This window comes from Polymorphum gilvum SL003B-26A1, from assembly GCF_000192745.1.
Taxonomy (GTDB): Bacteria; Pseudomonadota; Alphaproteobacteria; order Rhizobiales; family Stappiaceae; genus Polymorphum; species Polymorphum gilvum.
Map to the genome: position 1 here is coordinate 1,055,340 of NC_015259.1, position 21,604 is coordinate 1,076,943.

The 21,604-nt window shown below is 68.2% G+C and carries 19 protein-coding genes; 5 read left to right on the top strand and 14 right to left on the bottom strand.

The window, feature by feature from the left end; translation table 11 throughout:
• Window positions 1–49: 49 nt before the first annotated feature.
• The 7 genes from cbbX to SL003B_RS05015 are packed head-to-tail and all read right to left on the bottom strand — an operon-like array spanning window position 50 to window position 7,943.
• On the bottom strand, window positions 50–970 hold the full coding sequence (gene cbbX / locus SL003B_RS04985) for a CbbX protein (protein ID WP_013651733.1): 921 nt from the start codon (window positions 968–970) through the stop codon (window positions 50–52).
• Between the two features lie 20 nt (window positions 971–990).
• Window positions 991–1,380 carry a ribulose bisphosphate carboxylase small subunit gene (locus SL003B_RS04990; RefSeq protein WP_013651734.1) on the bottom strand — a complete coding sequence of 130 codons (390 nt, stop codon included), beginning with the start codon at window positions 1,378–1,380 and terminating at the stop codon, window positions 991–993.
• A gap of 27 nt (window positions 1,381–1,407) precedes the next feature.
• Window positions 1,408–2,865 carry a form I ribulose bisphosphate carboxylase large subunit gene (locus SL003B_RS04995; protein ID WP_013651735.1) on the bottom strand — a complete coding sequence of 486 codons (1,458 nt, stop codon included), beginning with the start codon at window positions 2,863–2,865 and terminating at the stop codon, window positions 1,408–1,410.
• Window positions 2,866–2,903: 38 nt separating this feature from the next.
• Window positions 2,904–3,983: a class II fructose-bisphosphate aldolase gene (fba, locus tag SL003B_RS05000; RefSeq protein ID WP_013651736.1), complete on the bottom strand. Its 1,080-nt coding sequence runs from the start codon at window positions 3,981–3,983 to the stop codon at window positions 2,904–2,906.
• A gap of 17 nt (window positions 3,984–4,000) precedes the next feature.
• On the bottom strand, window positions 4,001–5,998 hold the full coding sequence (gene tkt / locus SL003B_RS05005) for a transketolase (protein WP_013651737.1): 1,998 nt from the start codon (window positions 5,996–5,998) through the stop codon (window positions 4,001–4,003).
• 25 nt (window positions 5,999–6,023) lie between these two features.
• Window positions 6,024–6,896, bottom strand: coding sequence for a phosphoribulokinase (locus tag SL003B_RS05010; protein ID WP_013651738.1), 873 nt, complete (start codon window positions 6,894–6,896; stop codon window positions 6,024–6,026).
• A 12-nt stretch (window positions 6,897–6,908) separates the two neighbouring features.
• A complete protein-coding gene (locus SL003B_RS05015) occupies window positions 6,909–7,943 on the bottom strand; it encodes a class 1 fructose-bisphosphatase (RefSeq protein ID WP_148259400.1) in 1,035 nt (344 codons plus the stop codon).
• A 136-nt stretch (window positions 7,944–8,079) separates the two neighbouring features.
• Between SL003B_RS05015 and SL003B_RS05020 the strand changes: the two genes are divergently transcribed.
• Window positions 8,080–9,000 (top strand): LysR substrate-binding domain-containing protein, encoded by a 921-nt coding sequence (locus SL003B_RS05020; protein WP_013651740.1) that lies wholly within the window; start codon window positions 8,080–8,082, stop codon window positions 8,998–9,000.
• A 293-nt stretch (window positions 9,001–9,293) separates the two neighbouring features.
• Here SL003B_RS05020 and SL003B_RS22225 read toward each other — a convergent pair whose 3' ends face one another.
• Window positions 9,294–10,577 carry a hypothetical protein gene (locus SL003B_RS22225; protein ID WP_013651741.1) on the bottom strand — a complete coding sequence of 428 codons (1,284 nt, stop codon included), beginning with the start codon at window positions 10,575–10,577 and terminating at the stop codon, window positions 9,294–9,296.
• A 92-nt stretch (window positions 10,578–10,669) separates the two neighbouring features.
• A complete protein-coding gene (locus SL003B_RS05030; RefSeq protein ID WP_013651742.1) occupies window positions 10,670–11,443 on the bottom strand; it encodes a ZIP family metal transporter in 774 nt (257 codons plus the stop codon).
• A gap of 261 nt (window positions 11,444–11,704) precedes the next feature.
• On the opposite strand from SL003B_RS05030, the gene SL003B_RS23515 reads away from it, so the two are divergent.
• Window positions 11,705–11,986, top strand: a complete 282-nt coding sequence (locus tag SL003B_RS23515; protein WP_013651743.1) for a DUF5132 domain-containing protein — start codon at window positions 11,705–11,707, stop codon at window positions 11,984–11,986.
• 70 nt (window positions 11,987–12,056) lie between these two features.
• Window positions 12,057–12,560, top strand: a complete 504-nt coding sequence (locus SL003B_RS05040) for a hypothetical protein (protein WP_148259253.1) — start codon at window positions 12,057–12,059, stop codon at window positions 12,558–12,560.
• 178 nt (window positions 12,561–12,738) lie between these two features.
• Here SL003B_RS05040 and SL003B_RS05045 read toward each other — a convergent pair whose 3' ends face one another.
• The 5 genes from SL003B_RS05045 to SL003B_RS05065 all read right to left on the bottom strand — a co-directional run bounded on the left by SL003B_RS05045 (window position 12,739) and on the right by SL003B_RS05065 (window position 19,481).
• The gene (locus SL003B_RS05045) at window positions 12,739–13,893 is read right to left on the bottom strand and encodes a methionine adenosyltransferase (RefSeq protein WP_013651745.1); all 1,155 of its coding nucleotides are present in this window, start codon (window positions 13,891–13,893) and stop codon (window positions 12,739–12,741) included.
• On the bottom strand, window positions 13,893–16,916 hold the full coding sequence (locus tag SL003B_RS05050) for a cation-translocating P-type ATPase (RefSeq protein WP_158306626.1): 3,024 nt from the start codon (window positions 16,914–16,916) through the stop codon (window positions 13,893–13,895). Before SL003B_RS05050 ends, SL003B_RS05045 begins: the two co-directional genes overlap by 1 nt.
• A gap of 172 nt (window positions 16,917–17,088) precedes the next feature.
• Window positions 17,089–17,757 carry an ABC transporter ATP-binding protein gene (locus SL003B_RS05055; protein WP_013651747.1) on the bottom strand — a complete coding sequence of 223 codons (669 nt, stop codon included), beginning with the start codon at window positions 17,755–17,757 and terminating at the stop codon, window positions 17,089–17,091.
• Window positions 17,747–18,514: an ABC transporter permease gene (locus SL003B_RS05060; protein ID WP_013651748.1), complete on the bottom strand. Its 768-nt coding sequence runs from the start codon at window positions 18,512–18,514 to the stop codon at window positions 17,747–17,749. Before SL003B_RS05060 ends, SL003B_RS05055 begins: the two co-directional genes overlap by 11 nt.
• Window positions 18,507–19,481 (bottom strand): ABC transporter substrate-binding protein, encoded by a 975-nt coding sequence (locus tag SL003B_RS05065; RefSeq protein ID WP_013651749.1) that lies wholly within the window; start codon window positions 19,479–19,481, stop codon window positions 18,507–18,509. The genes SL003B_RS05060 and SL003B_RS05065 overlap by 8 nt, the downstream gene beginning before the upstream one ends.
• A 200-nt stretch (window positions 19,482–19,681) precedes the next feature.
• Here SL003B_RS05065 and SL003B_RS05070 point away from each other — a divergent pair, with 200 nt between their 5' ends.
• Complete coding sequence (locus SL003B_RS05070; protein ID WP_013651750.1) at window positions 19,682–20,383, top strand: LuxR C-terminal-related transcriptional regulator; 702 nt, start codon at window positions 19,682–19,684, stop codon at window positions 20,381–20,383.
• A gap of 53 nt (window positions 20,384–20,436) precedes the next feature.
• Window positions 20,437–21,597 (top strand): FIST N-terminal domain-containing protein, encoded by a 1,161-nt coding sequence (locus tag SL003B_RS05075; RefSeq protein ID WP_013651751.1) that lies wholly within the window; start codon window positions 20,437–20,439, stop codon window positions 21,595–21,597.
• Window positions 21,598–21,604: the final 7 nt, after the last annotated feature.

Genomic DNA, 21,604 nt, shown 5'->3' on the forward strand with positions numbered 1-21,604 from the left:
GTATACCCCGCCGCCCCTTGTGTCACGCCCTTTCCGGCGTGAGGTATCTTCAGTCCTCGCCGTCCGGTCTGCCCATCGTGAACACGCGGCTGACGGCGATGTCGGCGGCGGTGATAGTCGACAGGTCGTCCGCCGTCACCGGTCCCGACGCGGTCTCGAACAGGCGGTTGGCCTGGCGCAGGCGTGCGCGGTCGAGCGCGTTGCGGATCGAGCGGGCATTGGCGAAATGCGGCTGGGCGCGGCGCAGTTCGATGTAGCGCGCCATCAGCGCCTTCGCCTCGTCGTCGAGCCGGTAGTTCTGCTCGGCCAGGAGCCGTTCGGCGATGTGCAGCAGTTCCCCGTCCGAATAGTCGGGGAAGTCGATGTGATGCGCGATGCGCGAGCGGAAGCCCGGGTTGGAGGAGAAGAACCTGTCCATCCGGTCGGCGTAGCCGGCCAGGATCACGACCAGGTCGTCGCGGTTGTTCTCCATCACCTGCAGCAGGATCTCGATCGCCTCCTGGCCGTAGTCGCGTTCGTTGTCGGGCCGATACAGATAGTAGGCCTCGTCGATGAACAGCACGCCGCCCATCGCCTTCTTCAGCACCTCCTTGGTCTTGGGCGCCGTGTGGCCGATATACTGACCGACCAGGTCGTCGCGGGTCACCGAGACGAGATGGCCCTTGCGCACGTAGCCGAGCCGGTGCAGAAGCCCGGCCATCCTCAGCGCCACCGTCGTCTTGCCGGTGCCGGGGTTGCCGGTGAAGCTCATGTGCAGGGTCGGTGTCTCGTGGGCGAGGCCCATCGCCTTCCGCGCCCGCTCGACCAGCAGCAGCGCGGCGATCTCGCGGATACGCTGCTTGACGGGTTTCAGGCCGACCAGTTCCCTGTCCAGTTCGTCGAGGATCTCCGCCACGCCCGAGGCCTTGTACTCTTCGGCGAGGTCGACGGAGGTGACGGGTCCGTCTGCGGCGATTGCGTGTGTCGACATGGCTGGCCGGCCCTTTCCTGTCAGGCGTCGAGGGTCCAGGAGTAGTGCTGCGAACGGCCGCGGACGTCGGTCCGGGTCATCCTCAGCCGGGGTTCCTCCTTCGGCCGGTTGGCGATGAAGGACATGCGAACGGTCTCGAAGCCGCGCGTGGAATCGAAGGCGTTGAGTCGGATGTAGGCCTCGGGATGAGCCTTGCGGCATTCCTTCAGTTCCATCATCACGCCGGCGGCGTCCTTCAGGTCGAACATGGGATTGCCCCACATCTCCCAATAGGTGTTGCGCGGATGCGGGTCGTAGGTGAACTCGATACCGATGGCCCAGTCGTTGCCGAGGCAGTAGTCGACCTGGGCGACGATCTGCTCGTCGGTGAGATCGGGCAGGAAGGAAAAGCAGCCTTGGGTGATGCGCATGGTCGTGTCTCCTTGTGTCGCGGCCGGTCAGGCGACCGCCGGCGTCGGCACGAAGTCCGAGGTGTCGGTCGAGGTGTAGTTGAAGGTGATCGAGCCCCAGGTATCGAGCGCGGCCTCCAGCGGCTTGCACCACTTGGCGGCGGCGCGCAGGATTTCCGGCCCCTCGTTGACGATGTCGCGGCCTTCGTTGCGGGCCAGCACCATGGCCTCGAGCGCCACGCGGTTGGCCGTCGCGCCCGCCTGGATGCCCATCGGATGGCCGATGGTGCCGCCGCCGAACTGCAGCACGACGTCGTCGCCGAACAGGTCGAGCAGCTGGTGCATCTGGCCGGCATGGATGCCGCCGGAGGCGACCGGCATGACCTTCCTCAGGTCGGCCCAGTCCTGCTCGAAGAAGATGCCGCGCGGCAGGTCGACCGCGTTCCGCGTCTCGCGGCAGACGTTGTAGTAGCCCTGAACGGTCAGCGGATCGCCTTCGAGCTTGCCGACGGCCGTGCCGCAATGCAGGTGGTCGACGCCGGCAAGCCGCAGCCACTTGGCGATGACGCGGAACGAGATGCCGTGGTTCTTCTGGCGCGTGTAGGTGCCGTGGCCGGCGCGGTGCATGTGCAGGATCATGTCGTTCTGCCGGCACCATTCCGAGATCGACTGGATCGCCGTCCAGCCGATGATCAGGTCGACCATGACGATCACCGAGCCGAGTTCCTTGGCGAGTTCGGCGCGCCGGTACATCTCCTCCATCGTGCCGGCGGTGATGTTGAGGTAGTGGCCCTTGACCTCGCCGGTCTCGGCGCTGGCCTTGTTGACGGCCTCCATGCAGTACAGGAAACGGTCGCGCCAGTGCATGAACGGCTGAGAGTTGATGTTCTCGTCGTCCTTCATGAAATCGAGGCCGCCCTTCAGGCCCTCGTAGACGACGCGGCCGTAGTTCTTGCCCGACAGGCCGAGCTTCGGCTTGGTCGTGGCGCCGAGCAGCGGCTTGCCGAACTTGTCGAGCCGCTCGCGCTCGACGACAATGCCGGTCGGCGGGCCCTTGTAGGTCTTCACGTAGGCGACCGGGAAGCGCATGTCCTCCAGCCGCGCCGCCTTGAGCGGCTTGAACGAGAACACGTTGCCGATGATCGAGGCGGTCAGGTTGGCGATCGAGCCTTCCTCGAACAGGATCAGGTCGTAGGCGACGTAGCAGAAGTACTGGCCCGGCGTGCCCGGCACCGGGTCGACCCGGTAGGCCTTGGCGCGGTAGCTGTCGCAGGCGGTCAGCCGGTCGGTCCACACCACGGTCCAGGTCGCAGTCGAGCTTTCGCCGGCGACAGCGGCGGCCGCCTCGATCGGATCGACGCCGTCCTGCGGCGTGATGCGGAACAGGGCGATGACGTCCGTGTCCTTGGGCTCGTAGTCGCCGTCCCAGTAGCCCATCTGGGCGTATTTCAGCACGCCGGCCTTGTAGCGTTCCTTGCCTTTGATTTCCTTCATCTTGGCGTCCATGGTCTTGGTCCTTCTGCGTCTGTCTGGTCTGTCGGGCGTCAGGCGGCCCGGGCGGCGGCGAGGCGCGGGTCGAGCGCGCCGCTGGCATAGCGCCTGGCCATCTCGTCCATCGGCACGACCTTGATTTTCGAGGCGTGTCCGGCGGTGCCGAAGCGTTCGAAGCGGTCGCGGCACAGGTCGCGCATGGCGTCCATGGCGGGCTTCAGGAACTTGCGCGGATCGAACTCGCGCGGGTTCTCCTGGGCGATCTTGCGGAACTGACCGGCCATCGCCATGCGGCAGTCGGTGTCGATGTTGACCTTGCGCACGCCGTGCTTGATGCCGCGCTCGATCTCCTCGACCGGTACGCCGAAGGTCTGCGGCATCTCGCCGCCGTAGCGGTTGATGACGTCCTGCAGTTCCTGCGGCACCGACGACGAGCCGTGCATGACCAGGTGCACCGTCGGCAGCTTGGCGTGGATCTCCTCGATCACGCTCATCGCCAGGATGTCGCCGGTCGGCTTGCGCGAGAACTTGTAGGCGCCGTGCGAGGTGCCGCAGGCGATCGCCAGGGCGTCGACCTTGGTGCGCGCCACGAAGTCGACCGCCTGGTCCGGGTCGGTCAGCAGCTGGTCGTGGCCGAGCTTGCCTTGCGCGCCGTGGCCGTCCTCGGCCTCTGCCTCGCCGGTCTCCAGCGAGCCCAGCACGCCGAGTTCGCCTTCCACCGAGGCGCCGACCCAGTGCGCCATTTCGGCGACGCGGGCGGTGATGGCGACGTTGTACTCGTAGCTCGCCGGCGTCTTGGCGTCGGCCATCAGCGAGCCGTCCATCATCACCGAGGTGAAGCCGTGCCGGATCGCGGTCATGCAGGTGGCTTCGTTGTTGCCGTGATCCTGGTGCATGCATACCGGGATGTCGGGATAGATCTCGGTCAATGCGTCGATCATCTTCGCCAGCATGATGTCGTTGGCGTAGGAGCGCGCACCGCGCGAGGCCTGAATGATGACCGGCGCGTCGCAGGCCCTGGCCGCCTCCATGATCGCGAGGCCCTGTTCCATGTTGTTGATGTTGAAGGCCGGGACGCCGTAGCCGTGCTCGGCGGCGTGGTCCAGCAGCTGTCGAAGCGTGATGCGTGCCATGGCTTTGGTCCTCCTCCTCAGGCGCTGATCAGGGTGCGGGCCGCCTCGGCGACCCTTTGCGGCGTGATGCCGAAATGGGCGTAGAGCTGCTCGGCCGGGGCGGAGGCACCGAAGCCGTCCATGCCGACGAAGGCGCTCCAGGTGCCGAGCCAGCGGTGCCAGCCCTGGGCGACGGCGGCCTCGACGCCGACCCGCGGCGCGGTGCCGAGCACGCTCGCCCGATAGCTCTCGTCCTGCCGCTCGAACAGCTCGAAACAGGGCGCGGAAACCACCGCCGCGCGGACGCCGGTCTCCGCCAGCAGCCTGGCGGCCTCGAGGGCGATGGCGACCTCGGAGCCGGTCGCGACCAGGGTGACGTCGCGCCGACCGGCGACGTCCTTCAGCACGTAGGCGCCGCGCGCGGTCAGGTTCTCGTCGCTGTGTTCGAGGCGCACCGCCGGCAGATTCTGGCGCGACAGGCACAGCACCGATGGCGTCGCCTGCGCCAGCACGGCCGTCTGCCAGGCCTCGGCGGTCTCGACCGCATCGGCCGGGCGGAACACCAGCAGGTTCGGGATCGCGCGCAGGCTGGCCAGGTGCTCGACCGGCTGGTGCGTCGGCCCGTCCTCGCCCAGCCCGATGGAATCGTGGGTCATGACGTGGATCGCCCGGACCCCCATCAGCGCGCCGAGGCGGATCGCCGGCCGGCTGTAGTCGGCGAAGGCGAGGAAGGTGCCGCCGTAGGGCACGATGCCGCCGTGCAGCGCCAGGCCGTTCATCGCCGCCGCCATGCCGTGCTCGCGGATGCCGTAATGCAGATAGGAGCCGCCGGCGTCGTCGGCCGTCACCGGCCGCATCGCCTTGGTGCGGGTGTTGTTGGAGCCGGTCAGGTCGGCGGAGCCGCCGACCATCGACGGCACCGCCGCGGTCACCACCTCGAGCGCCATCTCGGAGGCCTTGCGCGTGGCGACCGTCGGCGCGTCGCTCGCCAGGCGGCGCTTGTAGGCATCGACCGCGGCGTCAAGCGCGCTCCGGTCCGGGCCGGCGAGGGCAGCCTCGAAGGCGTCGGTCTTGGGGCTGCGTGCCAGCCGTTCCAGCCAGCGGGCGCGTGCCGCCGCGCCGCGCCGGGCGGCCGCCGTCCAGGCCGCGCGCAACTCGTCGGGGACGACGAACGGCGCGTGCGGCCAGCCGAGCGCCTCGCGCGCGGCGGCGACCTCGGCGGCGCCGAGCGGCGAGCCGTGGGTCGCCGCGGTGCCCTGCTTGTTCGGCGCGCCGTAGCCGATGATGGTGCGGCAGGCGATCAGCGACGGGCGGGCGTCGGCGCGGGCGGCCTCGATGGCGGCGGCGACGGCGGCATGGTCGTGGCCGTCGACGCCCTGCACGTGCCAGCCGGCGGCCTCGAAGCGCGCCTTCTGGTCCATCGAGGTCGACAGGCTGGTGGCACCGTCGATGGTGATGGCGTTGTCGTCCCACAGCACGATCAGGCGGCCGAGGCGCTGGTGGCCGGCAAGGTCGATCGCCTCGTGGCTGATGCCCTCCATCAGGCAGCCGTCGCCGGCGATGACGTAGGTCCAGTGGTCGACCAGGTCGGCACCGAAGCGCGCCTTGAGCATCTTTTCCGCCAGTGCCATGCCGACGGCGGTGGCGATGCCCTGGCCGAGCGGGCCGGTGGTGGTCTCGATGCCGAGCGCGTGGCCGTATTCGGGATGGCCGGCGGTGCGGCTGCCGAGCTGGCGGAAGCGGCGCAGCTGCTCGATGTCCATGTCCTCGTAGCCGAGCAGGTGGTGTATCGCATAGAGCAGCATCGAGCCGTGCCCGGCCGACAGCACGAAACGGTCGCGATCCGGCCAGTCGGCCTGCGCGGGGTCGACCGTCATGAAGCGGTTGAACAGCACCGTGGCGACGTCGGCCATGCCCATCGGCATGCCCGGATGGCCCGAATTGGCCATCTGCACGGCATCCATCGACAGGGCGCGCACGGCATTGGCCATCTGCGCCTCCAGGGCGGGCGAGAAATCGGTCGCGAGCTTGTTCATGGCGCGGTTCCTTGGGTTGTGTCCGTCAGGCGCGGCGCGCCGTGTCGACGAGGCGCAGGATGATCGGCGTCAGGATCAGCTGCATGGCCAGATCCAGCTTGCCGCCGGGGATGACGATCGAGTTCGCCCGGCTCATCCAGCTGCCCTGGATCATCGAGGTCAGGTAGGCGAAGTCGATGCCGCGCGGGCTCTTGAAGCGGATCACGACCAGGCTCTCGTCGGCGGTCGGGATCCAGCGGGCGATGAACGGGTTCGAGGTGTCGACCACCGGCACGCGCTGGAAGTTGATGTCCGTCTCCGAGAACTGCGGGCAGATGCAGTGCACATAGGCGTGCATGCGGCGCAGGATGACGTCCGTCACGGCCTCGGTCGTATAGCCGCGGCTGGCCCGGTCGCGGTGGATCTTCTGGATCCATTCCAGGTTGATCACCGGCACCACGCCGATCTTCAGGTCGGCCTTGCCGGCGATGTCGATGTCCTCGGCGCGCACGGCGCCGTGCAGGCCCTCGTAGAACAGCAGGTCCGAGCCGGCCTCGAACTCCGCCCAGTCGGTGAAGTTGCCCGGCGGCACGCCGTAGCGTTCGGCCTCCTGGTCGTCGTGGACGTAGTGGCGCGTCTCGCCGCGCCCGGTCTCGCCGTAGCGCTGGAACACGCCCTCCAGCCGGTCGAGGACGTTGGCCTCGAAGCTGAAATGGCTGAACGTGTTGTCGCCCTCGGCCGAGCGCCGCTCCAGCTCCCGCTTCATTTCCGCGCGGTTGTAGCGGTGGAAGGCGTCGCCCTCGATCGACACCGAGCGGATGCCCTCGCGCCGGAAGATCTGGTCGAAGGTGTGCTTGACCGTCGAGGTGCCGGCCCCGGACGAGCCGGTCACGGAGATGATGGGGTGCTTGATGGACATGGCTCTTATTCCTCAGGCGCGGAACAGGCCGCGCTGGTCGAACAGCGGCGACTGCGACCGCTCGAAGGCGGGATCGGTGTGGTAGCTGACCAGCCGGGCGACCTTCTCGCTGGAGCCGAAGATCAGCGGCGTGCGCTCGTGCAGGGTGGTCGGGACCTTGTCGAGGATCGGCTGCAGGCCGTCGCTCGCCGCGCCGCCGGCCTGTTCGGCTAGGAAGGCGATCGGCGCGGCCTCGTAGAGCAGGCGAAGACGGCCGGACTCGTAGCCGGGGCGGCGGTCGCCGGGATAGAGGAATACGCCGCCGCGCGAGAAGATGCGGTGCGTCTCGGCGACCAGCGAGGCGACCCAGCGCATGTTGAAGTCGCGCCCGCGCGGACCGTCGGCGCCGGCGATGCAGTCGTCGATGAACAGGCGCACCGGTGCGGTCCAGTGCCGGTAGTTGGAGGCGTTGATGGCGTATTCGCGCGTCGTGGCCGGGATGGCGAGGCCCGAGCGGGCCTGCTTGAAGCTCCGGTCGGCGGGATCGAGCACGAACAGCTCGACGCCGTCGCCGAGCGAGACCACCAGCGCCGTGTGCGGGCCGTAGATGACGTAGCCGGCGGCGATCTGCCGGCGGCCGGGAGCGAAGAAGGAGGCGCTGGCGCCCTCGGGCGCGGCCGGCAGGATCGAGAAGATCGTGCCGATGGAGACGTTGGCGTCGATGTTCGAGGAGCCGTCGAGCGGATCGACGGCGACCGCGAGGTCGCCGGCCGGGTCGAGGGTCAGGATGGCGTCCTCCTCCTCGGAGGCATAGTAGGCGGTGGAGGTTTTGGTCAGCGCCGCCAGCACGGCGTCGTTCGCCTGCACGTCGAGCTGCTTCTGCTCGTCGCCGTCGGCATTGGCGCCGCCGGTCGCCTGGCCGAGGGCGCCGGCAAGCGGCCCGAGTGCGACGAGGCCGGAGATTGCCGCCGCCGCCTCGGCCAGCGCCAGCACGGCCCGCGCCGCGGAGGCATGAGCGTCCGTCCGCTCGAGATAGGGCTTGAGGCAAAGCTCCAGCGTTCGGCCCATCGCTATGGGCCGGCAGGTCGGCTCGGACATCTTGGTGTTCCTCCCCGCGGTCGTGCGCCGCGTCAGGGCTCGACCATGTCGGACTGCGACCAAAAAGAAAATTTAAAAATTTGGAATGTTGTGTTAGAAAAATTTAATGTCGGATCTGCGAAGCCTCACCCTCAAGCAGTTGCGCGCCCTGACTACGACCGTCGGGCAGGGCACCGTCACCGGTGCGGCCAAGGTGCTGCACCTGACCCCGCCGGCGGTGACGACCCAGCTGAAGACGCTCGAGTCGATCGTCGGTGCGCCGCTGTTCGAGCGCGGCGCCGAGGGCTTCCTGCCGACCGAGATCGGCGCCGAGCTGCTGCGCGCGGCCGAGGCGATCGACACGCGCCTGGCGCTGGCGCAGGAACGGCTGCAGGCGCTCAAGACCGGCGCCGCCGGCACCGTCGTCGTCGGTGTCGTCAGCACGGGCAAGTATTTCGCCCCGGCGATCATCGCCGCGTTCCAGAGACGGCACCCGGACATCCGGGTCAAGCTTGCGATCGGCAACCGCGAGGCCGTCATCGCGGCGCTGGAGCGCGACGAATACGATCTCGCCGTCATGGGCCGCCCGCCGCCCGGCGTCGCGGTGCATCAGACGGTGCTCGGCGACCATCCGCATGTTCTGATCGCCCCACCCGATCATCGCCTTGCCGCCGATCCCGACATTCTCGCCGAGGACCTGCTGAAGGAGCGCTTCCTCGCCCGCGAGCCGGGCTCCGGGACGCGCCTCCTGATGGAGCGTTTCCTCGACCGCATCGGCCACGGCCGCGCCTTCGAGGTCGTCGAGATGGGCACCAACGAGACGATCAAGCAGGCGGTGATGGCCGGTCTCGGGCTTGCCGTCATCTCCGCCCACACCTGCTACTCGGAACTGCGCGAGGGCAAGCTGGTGGCGCTGCGCCATGTCGGCCTGCCGCTGCTGCGGCAATGGTTCCTGATCCGCCGTGCAGACCGTCAGCCCAACCGGGCGGCCGAGGTGTTCGAGGCCTTCCTGGTCGAGCGGCGCACCGACTTCATCCCCCGCCTGTAGCGGATCGTCGGCAAGGGCCGTCGCCCCGGGCGCGTGCAAGGCACGGCCTGCCACTCCTCCCGGGAGGTCATTCCGGGCGAGCGCAGCGAGACCCGGGATCCACTCGTTGCCAGGGCGGTCGGTTCAACCCACCAGCACCGCGCCCACTCCGCCGCTGCGGTACCGCGCCCCTTCCGTCCCTTCGGCAAGCGGCTCGGCGAGTAGGCCCCGGCTCTCCGCTGCGTTGCGGCCGGGGCGAGGTCCGAAGCGCGGGCTACGCGCGGGGGACGGGGAGGACGGGGGCAACCGCGAGCTCAGGCGAAGGCCAGCAGGTCCGGCCGCAGCACCAGCACCGCGCCGAGGCCGAGCAGCACGACGCCGCCGATCAGATGGCTGAAGCGGGCATATTGCCCGGTCAGCCCGCTGACCCGCAGCGCCACCATCGCGGTGACGAAGATCGCCGCGTCGTCGAGCAGGAAAACGACGACGTAGAGCAGCAGGTAGGCGTGGTGGAGGACCGCCGGCAGGTCGTTGAGGGCGAGCACCTGGGTGTAGACCGCCGGGATGCCGGCGGAACACAGGAGCTCGATCAGGTTGACGGCGACCGCCAGCGTCATGATGCCGACGACCGAGACGACGAGGTTCTTTCCGTTGACCGCCGCGCGCATGGACGCCATCACGCGCGAGCGCTGTTCCGGGCTGGTGACCCGGCAGGCGGCATCGGGCTGCGTCCAGTATTCGCGCAGGAACAGGACGCCGGCGCCGATCGCCAGCACGCCGATCGCTGCGCGCAGCCAGGCGACCGCGCCGAGGAACAGGATCAGGTTCAGCCAGGCGGCCATGACGGCGAAATACATCGCGGCGGTAGCGAACAAGAAGGCGCCGCCGAGGATCCACATGCGGCGCCGGTCGTCCAGCCCGAGCAGCAGGCCGATCAGGAACACCAGCACCCACATGGCGCAGGGATTGAAGCCGTCGACGGCGGCCATGACCACGGTCAGCGCGGCCAGCGACAGGCTGGCGGTGTCGAGGTCGCCGACGAGCGGCAGGCGCACGGTCGGTGGCAGCGCGGGCGCTGTGCCCTCTCGTTGACCTGTCCCGGCTCCCGGATCGGGGCCGCCGCCGGCCGGTCGGCTGCCGTGCCCGGCGGCGACCGTCTGCGTGTCGTCGCGGTCGAGCGCGCCGAAGGCGAAGCCTGCGACCACGTCCGGACAGCCGTCGCGCAGGCACTGGCGGATCGCCCGCTCGTAGGCCGCACGGCTGCGGCCGCCCGACAGGTGGCCGAGGAACGACATGTCGCCGATGACCACCAGCGGCACGGCGGCCTGGTCGTGGCCGAAATGGGCGAGGCTGCGCTCGAACCAGCGGGCCGGATGCGGGCTCGCGCCGTCGATGTAGAGCGTCACCAGCGAGATCCGCCGGTCCTCGGCGGCCAGCGCCGACAGGTCGCTCGCCGCCGAGCGGCAATAGGGGCAGCCCTGCTGCGCGAACAGGTAGACCCTGAGGCTGCGGCTGCCCTCCGCGCCGGCCGGCGCCGGTGCGAGCGCCCAGCCGCTCAGCAGGGCGACGAGGACGAGGAGCTTTGCGACGGCGTGCATGCGCGGGTCCGGGCTTGGAAGACGGTCTCGTTCAGATAGGCGATCCTCCCGGCTTCGGCCTTGATTCAGGGCAAGAGCCGGTCGGTGCCGTCTTAGGCGAAGGCGACGTCGAGGACCATCATCAGCACCAGCCCGACGGTGATGCCGAGCGTCGCTTCCTTCTCGTAGCCGTGGCGGTGCGTCTCGGGAATGATCTCGTGGCTGATGACGTAGAGCATTGCACCGGCGGCGAAGGTCAGCGCCCAGGGCAGCACCAGGGTCGACAGGCTGACCGCGGCGGCGCCGACGAGGCCGGTCACCGGCTCGACGAGGCCGGTCAGGGTGGCGACACGCACCGCCTTGCCCCTCGGATAGCCGGTGGCGAGCAGGGTGAGCGCGACGGCCAGGCCCTCCGGGGCGTTCTGCAGGCCGATGCCGATGGCCAGCGGCAGCCCGGCCGTGAAGCCGTTGGCGCCGAAGCCGACGCCGACCGCCAGGCCTTCTGGAAGGTTGTGCAGCGTGATCGCGAACACGAACAGCCAGATGCGCGCCAGTTCGCGCGCCTCCGGGCCCTGTCGGCCCTGGACGAAGTGCTCGTGCGGCACGACCTCGTTCAGCACCGCCATGCAGCCGGCCCCGGCGAGGATGCCGACGGCCGCGATGCCGGCGGCGAGCAGGCGCGAGCCGTACAGGTCCGTGGCAGAGTCGATGCCGGGCAGGATCAGCGACAGGAACGACGCCGACAGCATGACGCCGGCGGCGAAGCCGAGCAGCACGTCGTTGGTGCGCTTGGAGACCGAGCGCCCGAATAGCACGGGCAGCGCGCCGAGGCCGGTCATCAGGCCGGCCGCTAGGCTGCCGAGGAAACCGATCAGGACCGGGGACATGGGGGCCGCGCGTCTTGTCTGGTGCCGCAGGTCGTCATTGCCGCCACCCTACCACCTTCCGGCGGTGCGGGGATAAGTGCGCCTGCGGCGTCGGTGCGCCGCGGCCGCTTCTGCACAGGATTCGCCTGCGATCCCGCGCCTTTGCGGCAATCCCGGGCTACGCGTTTGCCCAATCATTGTCGTGTCACAAAAAACGCTGATAGACTTGCCGTCCATGTATCGGGCGCCCGTCGGGCGCGACAGGATCGAAGGAAAGCACTCTTGCTCGATCGCAAGTTTCTTCTCGGTGCGGCGGTTGCTGCCGGCGCCCTGCTCTTGGTTCCCGGCGTCGCGAGGACCGTGATCCGGGTCGTGCGGCCGGCCGTCAAGGGCGCGGCCAAGGCCGGTGCCGCCGCCTATGCCGCCGCCCGGAACGCCGGCGCCGAGGTCTACGAGGATCTGGAGGATCTCGCCGCGGAGGTGAAGGAGGATCTTCACGCCGCCGCAGCCGAGGCGCAGGACGCGGCAACCGCCGAGGCGCCGGTCGAAGCCGGCAAGGCCTGAGGCGGCCATGGCCGGAGCGGCCGACCCGACCGCCGCCCGGGGGCAGGCGTCAAGCGGACAGGAACCCAGGGTGCAGGAACCCAGGGTGCAGGCGTACTTGGTGCACCGGACCGCGACCCGCCTGCGCTTCCGCGTTCAGGTCCTGCACCGCAAGGCCGGCCTCGCCGAGGACCTCGCCGATCGCATCGCCGGGGTCGAGGGCGTCAGCCGCGTCCTCGTCCGGCCCGGCACCGGCAGCGTCATCGTCGAATGCGATGCCGCCGACGCCGTTTTCGAGCGGCTGACCGGATCCGGACCGTTGCGGCTGCGCCGGCCGCCGAAGCCCGTCCCGGTTGGCGTGCAGGCCCGCTTCGCCGTTGCCCTGGTCGACCGGGCGATCGCCCGATCCTCAGAAGGCCAGTGGGACCTGCGCTCGGCGGCCGTGGCGCTGCTGACCGCCGCCGCGCTGTACCAGCTGGTACGGGGAAACCTGTTCGGACCGGTGACCACCCTGTCGCTCAATGCGCTGTCGTTGCTCGGCTCTCTCGACGGCGGCGCGGGGGAGGGCGGCTCCAACGGCGACGGCGGCGCCTGAGCGGAGAGGCGCCGGCGACGTGACGGAGACCTTTGGCGGACTGCGTGCAGGTGGCCGGACATCCTCAAGACACTCTTAGGACAGGTTCAGGACGGTTTCAGGACGCGGGCCAGAGGGGGGCTGCACCCTTCCCGCCGCTTTCCGGCGGTTTTTCTCCAGGGCTCTGGCCGGCGCCTGTCTATGAAGTCAAGTCTATGATATCGCTTGTATTTTCCCAAGGAGGGTCGATCTCCGTACGGCCCATGTGGCCGTAGGTCGCCAGATCGGCATAGAAGCGCCCGCCGCGCTCGCCGGGCAGCTGCCAGAGCCGGTAGCGGGTCGCGATGGCTGCCGGCGTCAGGTCGAAGTGCCTGAAAACGCTCGCGGATATCTCGGCGTCGGGATATCTCCCGGTGCCGAAGCTGTCGATTTCCAGGCTGATCGGGCGGTCCTCGCCGGCGCAGTAGGACAGCTGCACCTCGCACTCATCGCTAAGTCCTTGGGAGACAATGCATTTCGCAATGTGCCGTGCTGCATAGGCGGCGGTGCGGTCGATGCGCGAGGGATCCTTGCCGCTCATTCCGGCCGTGCTCTGGCGGGCATATCCTCCGTAGCCGTCGTTGGCCGACTTGCGGCCGGTCAGCCCGGAGTGGCCGGCGAGACCGTCGCCGCCGGCCGGGACCTGGCGGATAACGACCCGCGTCGCCGCGTCGGCTTCGGTGCCAAGACCTTGAAGCGCCGGAACAATCACGGTCTCGCGCAGATCCTCCTCGATGTCCCGGGCGGGGATTTGGGTGCGGCCGTCGACGGCGACGGTTAGGCCGATGTTGTGCAGGCGGGCCGGCCGGCGGTCGCGGAATTCCACCGCCACCTGGCTTTGTCCATCAGGGCTGAGATGGTCGCGCCCGTCCGCCCGCGCCGCCTCCAGCGCCCGCGTCAGCCGATGCGCCGCGACGATCGGCAACGGCATCAGTTCCGCCGTATGCCGGCAGGCATACCCGAATACGGTGGCCGAATGCTGCACGTGGAGCGGATCGCCTGGGCCATGGCCTATGAAGCTCAAGTCCTTGGAAACGCTTGTCATTATCGTGCAGCTGTCAGCATTGAAGCCGGGTCCCGTATAGCCCGCCTCAGCGATGGAGCGGCGGACGAGGGCGGCGAGGTCGGTCTTCGGATCGCCGGCGCAGCGCACCGCCAGGAAGGCGATCCCCGATGCCAGGGCGCATTCCGCATTCACCGGCGCCGGCGTCTCGGCGGCGAGGAAGGCGTCGACGACGGTGTCGGATATCAGGTCGCAGAGCTTGTCCGGGTGGCCGCGGGTGACCGATTCCGAGGTGTGGATGAAATTGCGCATCAGGCCTCCTTTCCACGCCGGTCGGGTCCGGCGTCGAGGGCATGGCGGGCAAGGGCGAAACCGACCGGGACGGCCGCCGCTGCAAGCGAAAAAGCAAGATCTCCCAAGCGCATGGGCGCAATGCCCAGCAGCCTGCGGAGCCACGGGACGGAGAACGGCAGCACCTGCAGGGCGATCGCGCCGACCAGAGCGGCATCCAGCGTCCGGTTGGCGAACAGCCGTTGCATGTCGTCCCCGCCGCCTTTCTCGAAGCGCTGGGCGCCCAGTGTATAGAGCAACTGGCTCATCACCAGGGTGTTGAACGTCATGCCGCGGGTTTGCGGCCCCGGTCCGTATTGCGCCAGGCCGCGGAAATGGGTCGCGAGCGCGGCGGCGGCGATCAGCGAGGCGTCGATCCCCATCCGCGTGGCATCGCGCCCGGGGATGATGTGGCCGTTGCCGTCACGCGGCGGAACGTCCATGACGTCGGCGTCCGGCTCCGCCATGGCAAGGCCGAGGCCGGGCAGGATGTCGGTAACCAGGTTGATCCACAGAAGTTCCATCGGTGTTTCGAGTTCGCCGGGGCCATGGACGGCCTCGACGATGCTGACCATGATCTCCGAAAGATTGGTGGTGACGAGATATTCCAGCGAGCGGCGAATGTTGCGGTAGACGGTCCGACCCTGGGCGATGGCCGACACCAGCGTCGGCAGCCGGTCGTCGGCGATCACGACATTGGCGACGTCGCGGGCGAGATTGGTGCCGGACTGCCCCATGGCGATGCCCACGTCCGCCGCCTTCAGCGCAGGACCGTCGTTGACGCCGTCACCGGTCATGCCGACCACGCGGCCGCTGTCCTGGATCGCGCGGACGATCGCCAGCTTCTGCTGCGGACTGACGCGGGCAAAGGCGTGGGCCTGGGTGGCAAGGCGCGACAGAAGCGCGGGATCGAGCGCGGCGAGGTCACCCGCGTCGATGACGCGGATCGGGGCACCCTGGCCGAGGTCGAGTTGTTCGGCGACCGCCTGGGCGGTGGCCATCTGATCGCCGGTGATCAGGGTCGTGGCAATACCGGCCCGGTGCAGGGCAGCGATGAAGTCCTTCGATCCCGGCCGCAGCGGATCGATCATGGCGGCGATGCCGTGCCAGACGAGACCCTGCGTGTCGTCGGGGTCCGCTCCGGCGGCGCCGCTGGCGAAGGCCAGCACGCGGGCGGGCATGGACGCCAGCGCGTCGTTGGTTGCCATGATCCGGGTCCGGTCTGCAGACGTCAGCGGACGCAGCCCCGCTTCGTCGCGATGCCGCTCGCACAGGGACAGAACCTCGGCCGGACTGCCCTTGACCGTGACGAAGCGCCCTCCCGCGTCTTCGTGAACCGTCGTGGTGTAGCGCCGGCCATCCTCCCGTTCGATGAAGCGCGTGAAGGGCCTGGCCGCGCGCAGGCCGGAAATGTCCTCGCCGCAGTCGAGCGCCAGTTGCAGGAGGGCCCGTTCGGTCGCCGACGAGGAGGCTGGATCGACGGCACCCGAGACGGGGTCGATCTGCGCCTCGTTGTTGAGGATCATCACTTCCATGAGGGCGCGGAGCGCGTCGCCGTCTCCGTCGCCACCGGCGGGCACCAGCCGCCCGCGCTCGACGTCGTAACGCGTGCTGCCCGCGATGACGGCAGCGACGGCCATCGTGTTGGCTGTCAGCGTGCCGGTCTTGTCGAGGCAAAGCGTCTGAAGGGCGCCGAGGCTTTCGACGACATCGAGACGGCGGATCAGGATGCCGCTCTTCTCCATCCGTCGGATGCCGCGGGCCATGGTCGTCGTCGCGACCGTCGGCAGACCCTCCGGGACCGCAGCCACGGCAAGGGCAAGCGCATCCTTCAGCATCACCGAGACGCTGTAGCCACGCAGCCAGCCGACGCCGAAGAATACCCCGCAAGCCGCAAGGCTGAGGCCGACGAGCCGTCTGCCGATGTCGTCGAGATCCTGTTCCACGGGCGCCCTGGGCCGTTCGGCGGCGTCGGCCAGATGCTGAATGGCTGCGATCTGAGTGTCGGCACCGGTTGCAACCACCACCGCTAGGGCCGAGCCGGCGGTGACGATCGTCCCGGCAAACACCATGTTGGACAGTGCCGACAGCACCCGTGCGTCCGGCGCGTCATCACCAGGATATTTCATCACCGGGACGCTCTCGCCGGTGAGCGCGGATTCATCGATCAACAGGCCCTTCGCAGCGATGAGGCGGGCATCGGCGGCGACATGATGGCCGGGGCGCAGAAGCATGATGTCGCCCGGAACGATGGTCCGGGCCGGAAGGACGCATTCCACGCCGTCGCGGAGCAGCGTGCAACTTTGTTCCGATGTGTCGATCAGGCGGCGGATGGTGCGTTCGGCCTGGCCTTCGGTCACATAGCCGAGCACGCCGTTGACGACGACGACGGCCATCGTGGCGACCGCGTCCGCGACGCCGCCGGTGGCGACCGAGACGACAGCCGACCCGGCGAGCAGGACGACGGGCAGGCTCTCGAACTGCTTCATGAACAGTTGGAGCGGCGATGCGGCCTGGCCTTCGGGCAACGCGTTCGGGCCGTGCTGTTTCAGGCGGTTGCGCGCCACCTCGCCCGACAGGCCGGCCTTGAGGTCGGTTTCGAACCGTCTTTCGATCTCGGCGAGCGAGCCGCGGCTGAACCTGAGCGCGCTGCCGTCCGCCGTTCCGGCCCGTGTCGGCTTGCTTGCGGGCGGCTGCCTGCCGTCTGGCCGCCTGCCGTCTGCCGGCTGTTTCGCCGGTACGGACTCGCGAAGCGGCGCCATCGCCTCGACCGCCGAACGGAGCCGGTCGAGCGCTGTCTCGTGCGGCACCTGCCGCGTGAATTCGGCGATCAGGCTGCCGGTCCGGGCGCGGGCGCTGGCCCTGTCGAACAGGCCTGTCGCCTTGACGGCCTCCTCGAGGCTTCGACACGCCGCATCGTCGCCCTGCAACCCGGCAATGCGGACCCGCAGACGTCCGGGCACCGCAGCATGTTCGACGCTCATACCCCACATGGGCAGCCGCATTCCAGCTCTCGAAAGGCGCGACAAGTCGCAGCGTCCGCGTTGTGGCGGACGAGGCCGCATTAGAGCCGCATTAGATAGGCAAACAAGGTGACGGCTGTTTGACGCCGGTCAAAGGCGACAAAAAAGCCCGGAGCATTGTCGAAACCACCGTCGACGCCGCGTGGCTGCGGCGTCAGGCCTGGTAGAGGACCTTCAGCCGTTCAGCGATTTCGTCGCGGCGGCCGGTGTCGTCTCGGACGCCGGCCAGCGAAAGGTCCAGCTTGACTGTCGCCGGCCGGCCGCTCAGCACGATCAGCCGCGATCCGAGGCGCAGTGCCTCGTCGAGGTCATGGGTCGCCAGGATCGCTCCCGTGCCATGGGTGCGGATCATCTGTTCGGTCAGGGCGTGCATCCGGTCGGCGGTTTCCGGATCGAGCGAGGCGAAGGCCTCGTCGAGCAACAGGATAGCCGGTTTGGCGGCAAAGGCCCGGGCGAGCGCCAGCCGACGCTGCTGGCCGAGCGACAGTTGGCGCGGAAATGCGTCCTCGCGCCCTTCCAGGCCCACCTCCGCCAGAAGTGCCCGCGCGTCTGACGCGCTGCAGCGGGTCGCCAGGGTGACATTCTGCACGGCCGATCGCCACGGCAGGAGTGTCGGCTCCTGAAACACGATGGCCGTTCGTCCCACATCCTCGATGCGTCCCGCAAAGTCCCGATCGAGCCCCGCGACCATGCGGATCAGCGTCGACTTGCCGATGCCGGACGGCCCGAGCAGCGCGATGCGTTCTCCCGACGCGATGTCCAGCTCGATCCGGCCGAGGACGGAAACGGAGCCGAACGACTTTCCGGCGATGTCAATCCGCATCGCGGCGCCAGCGCGAGACACGCTGCTCCCACGGCTGCAGGACGGCATATTCGACCGTCAGCATGACGACGATGAAGCTGATCGCATAGGCAAGGACATAGGCGACGTTGAACAGCTCGAAATAGAGGTGGATCTGGAAGCCGATGCCGTTCGAACGGCCGAGGAATTCCACGACCAGGACGATCTTCCAGATCAGCGAGATTCCGGCCCTGCTGGCGGAGGCGACGTGGGGGGCAAGCTGGGGCACCACCACGTGGCGCAATCGCGTGAGTGTCGGCATGCGGAAGCTGCGTGCCATCTCGTCGAGGCGCGGGTCGAGGGCGCGAGTGCCTTCGCGCAGCATGACCGTGACGACCGGGATCTTGTTGACTGCGACTGCAACGACGGCCGCGACCTCGTTCAGACCGATCCAGATGTAGGCCAGCACGATCGCGACCAGCGCCGGGAGGTTGAGCAGGGCGATCAGCCAGGGATTGAGCCAGGTGTTGGCCAGCCTGCTGCGCCCCATGAGCAGGCCCAGCAACGTGCCGATGCTCATGGCGATGGCAAAGGACGCCAGAACCCGGAGCAGGGTCGCCGACAGATGGGTCCAGAGGTTCCCGTTGCGCGCCTCGCGCCACAGGACGTCGAGAACCGCCGCCGGCGAAGGCAGAACGGTCCGGTCGCCGTGGAGATGGGCTGCCACGGCCCAGGCGAGCAGCAGCAATGCGCCGGAGGCGAAGCCGATCAGACGTCCCTGCTGCCTCGCCTCACTCACCTTGATAGAAGACTCCGTCCGGCAGGGTCTTCGCAGCCCCGACCAGTTCCTCGCCGCCCAGTTCGGCCATGAGGGCGTACATGGACCGGGCCGCCTCGACGTCGACGGAATCCTCGCCGGGGATACCTGCCCTGTAGCCGGCCTTCAAGGCCTCGAATTCGGCGGCGTCGGCCACGTTCATCATCGGGCGCAACCGCTCCCAGGCGGCATCGTCGGTGGCGAGCAGAGTTTTGGCCGCCCGAGACGCCTCGGCAAGGCCTTTGGCAAGCTCCGGCTTATTGTTCACCAGATCGCCGCTGACGACGTAGCCGAGCAGCGGCGTCTCGGGGTCGAGGCCGAGCGCCGTGGAGGCTTCGGTGACGCTGACCACCTCCCGGAAGCCTTTCGCCTTCATCTTGGCGAGGAAGTGCCAGAAGTTGATGGTGGCGTCGATCTCGCGCTGCAGGGCGTTCTGGAAGATCAGCGGCGGCGCGCCGAACACCTGCTCGGTCTCCGCGGCGAGGTCCAGACCTTCCGTCTTCTTCGCATAGGCAAGCAGGATCAGCCAGCTCTTGTCGAGCGGTCCGCCGGCGATGCCGATCTTGCCGCCCTTGAGGTCGGACAGCTTCTGAACCGGGCTGTCCGGTGCCACCAGCAGGCCGCCGACGGCGGTCGAATAGGGGATGAAGACATAGTCCTTGCCCTCGGCGCGCTGGCGCGCGACCCAGAGCCAGTCCGCGACCATGGAATCCGCCTCGCCGCCCTGGAAGGCGATGCGCGTGGCGGGATTGCCGGCCATCTCGAGGATCTCCATCTCGAACCCGGCCTTCTTGTCGAGTTCGTAGTGCTTGATCGTGTCGAGTTCCCAGTTGACCGTGCCGGTTTTCAGGGTGGCAAAGCGCAGGGTCTCGGCGCCGGCACCGAGCGGCCAAGCGGTTGCGGCGAGCAGCAGCGCCGCCGCAAGAAGGCGGCCTGGATGAAGCGTCATGGAATCCTCCCTTCAGCCAATTGTCGTGGCTTTTCCGGATCTGGATATTCACCTTAAGAGTCGCGCGGATTTCAAGAATTAGTCCTTTAGTCGCAAGCGGAGCGAATGAGGTCTCGTTCGATTTCGCTTCCAGGTCTAGAGTGATGAAAAACCGGGAGGGCTGATTTGGACACGTCACCGAGCGAAGGAACAGGCATCCCATGGCGGTAGAGCGCTTGAAGCCCGAGATGCGGAGCCGGGGCGGCGAGATTGGTACGGTTCTGGTTATCGACGACCATCCGCTGTTCTGCGATGCGCTGGTTCTGACGCTGCGCATGGCATTCGCCCTCACCGACGTGCGGACCGCCAACAGCCTCAGCCAGGCCCTTGGTCTCCTGTCGGGCGGTTTGCGTCCGGACGCCGTGGTGCTGGACCTGAATCTGCCGGACGTTTCCGGCTCGGAAGGTCTGGTGGCCTTGCGGCGACGCTTGCCCGACGTGCCGATCACTGTCGTGTCCGCGCTGATGAAGCCCCGGCTTGTCTCGGCGAGCCTCGCTGCCGGAGCCTGCGGCTTCGTGCCCAAAGACGTCGACCGCGAGCACATGTGTGCCGCCTTTCGCAAGATGTGGTCGGGTGAGGTCTACATTCCCGACGGCTACACGCCGGAGGAGGCGGAAGGGGAACTGGTCCTGTCGCAGCAGGATATCCTCAGCCGTCTGGCGACGCTGACGCCGCAGCAGACCAAGATCCTCAAGCTCGTCTGCGCCGGAAAGCCGAACAAGCTGATCGCCTATGACCTGTCGATTGCGGAAACGACGGTCAAGGCGCATGTGACTGCGATCCTGCGCAAGCTGGGGGCGCACAGCAGAACCCAGGCGGTCCTTGTCGCCAAGGAGGCGCTCTTTTTCAACGAAACGCCCTGAGGGCGCCCGCCCTGGCGCCTCGGCGTTGACGGTGTTTCGGGGAGGAGACACCCTTGACCAAGCCACTCATCTGCAGCGACCTGACAGGCGCGGTACCCCGCTTCGCGGTTTCGCGGGCGGGCGATCCGGAAGCCGTCGCCGGCGAATTCAAGGCGGAATTCGCCGGCATGACGGCCTCGCTCATCATGTATTTCTCATCGAGTTCTTATGATTTTTCCCGGCTTGCCGGGGCGATGTGCGCTAGCTTTCCTGGTATTCCATGCGTCGGCTGCACGACCGCCGGCGAAGTTTCCGTCGAGGGGTACACGAGTGACTCGGTCGTCGCGATCGCCTTCCCGGCCCGCCATTTCCGGGCGCGGATCAAGATGATCGAGAACTTGCGGTCGCAGTCCGTGTCTGACTGCATGCGCATCGTTCGCGGTTTCGGCGCCGACCTGGATGAGCGGCCGGGCTGGAACCGGCTGGGCCTTCTGCTGGTCGACGGATTGAGCCGGCAGGAGGATGCTCTTGCGGCTGCGATCGATGCCGTGCTGCATCGCGTGCCGGTGCTCGGCGGCAGCACCGGCGACGGCCTGTCCTTTTGCAAGACGGAAATCGCGGTTGGCACGACCGTGAAGACCGACTGCGCAGTCCTCTGCCTGCTCGAGACCGACTTCGAGACCCGGGAACTGATCTTCGACCATTTCGAACCGACCAGCACGCGGATGGTGGTGACGCGGGCGGATCCGGCCGAGCGGCTCGTGATGGAGATCAACGCCGAACCGGCGGCCGAAGAATACGCCTATCTGATCGGCAAATCCGTCGACGATCTGTCGCCGTTCGACTTCGCCTCCAATCCCCTGCTCGTACGCGCAGGCGACCGCTATCACGTCCGGGCAATCCAGCAGGCGACGCCCGAGCGGGCGCTGAAGCTGCTGTCGGCGATCGACGAAGGCGTCATCCTGACGCTGGGCCATGCGCAGGACATCGCCGTCGGTCTCGAAGAGGAACTCGCCGGCCTGCCGCGCCGGCCCGACATGGTGCTGTCCTTCGACTGCATCCTGCGCCGGCTGGACGCCGAACGACTCGGAATGGCGGGCACGGTCTCGCAGATCTTCCGGCGGCACAACATGGTCGGCTTCAACACGTATGGCGAGCAGCATCACGGCATGCACGTCAATCAGACATTTGTCGGCGTCGCCTTCTTCCGGCCGGGCTCGGCCGGCGTCACCTGAGCGCGGA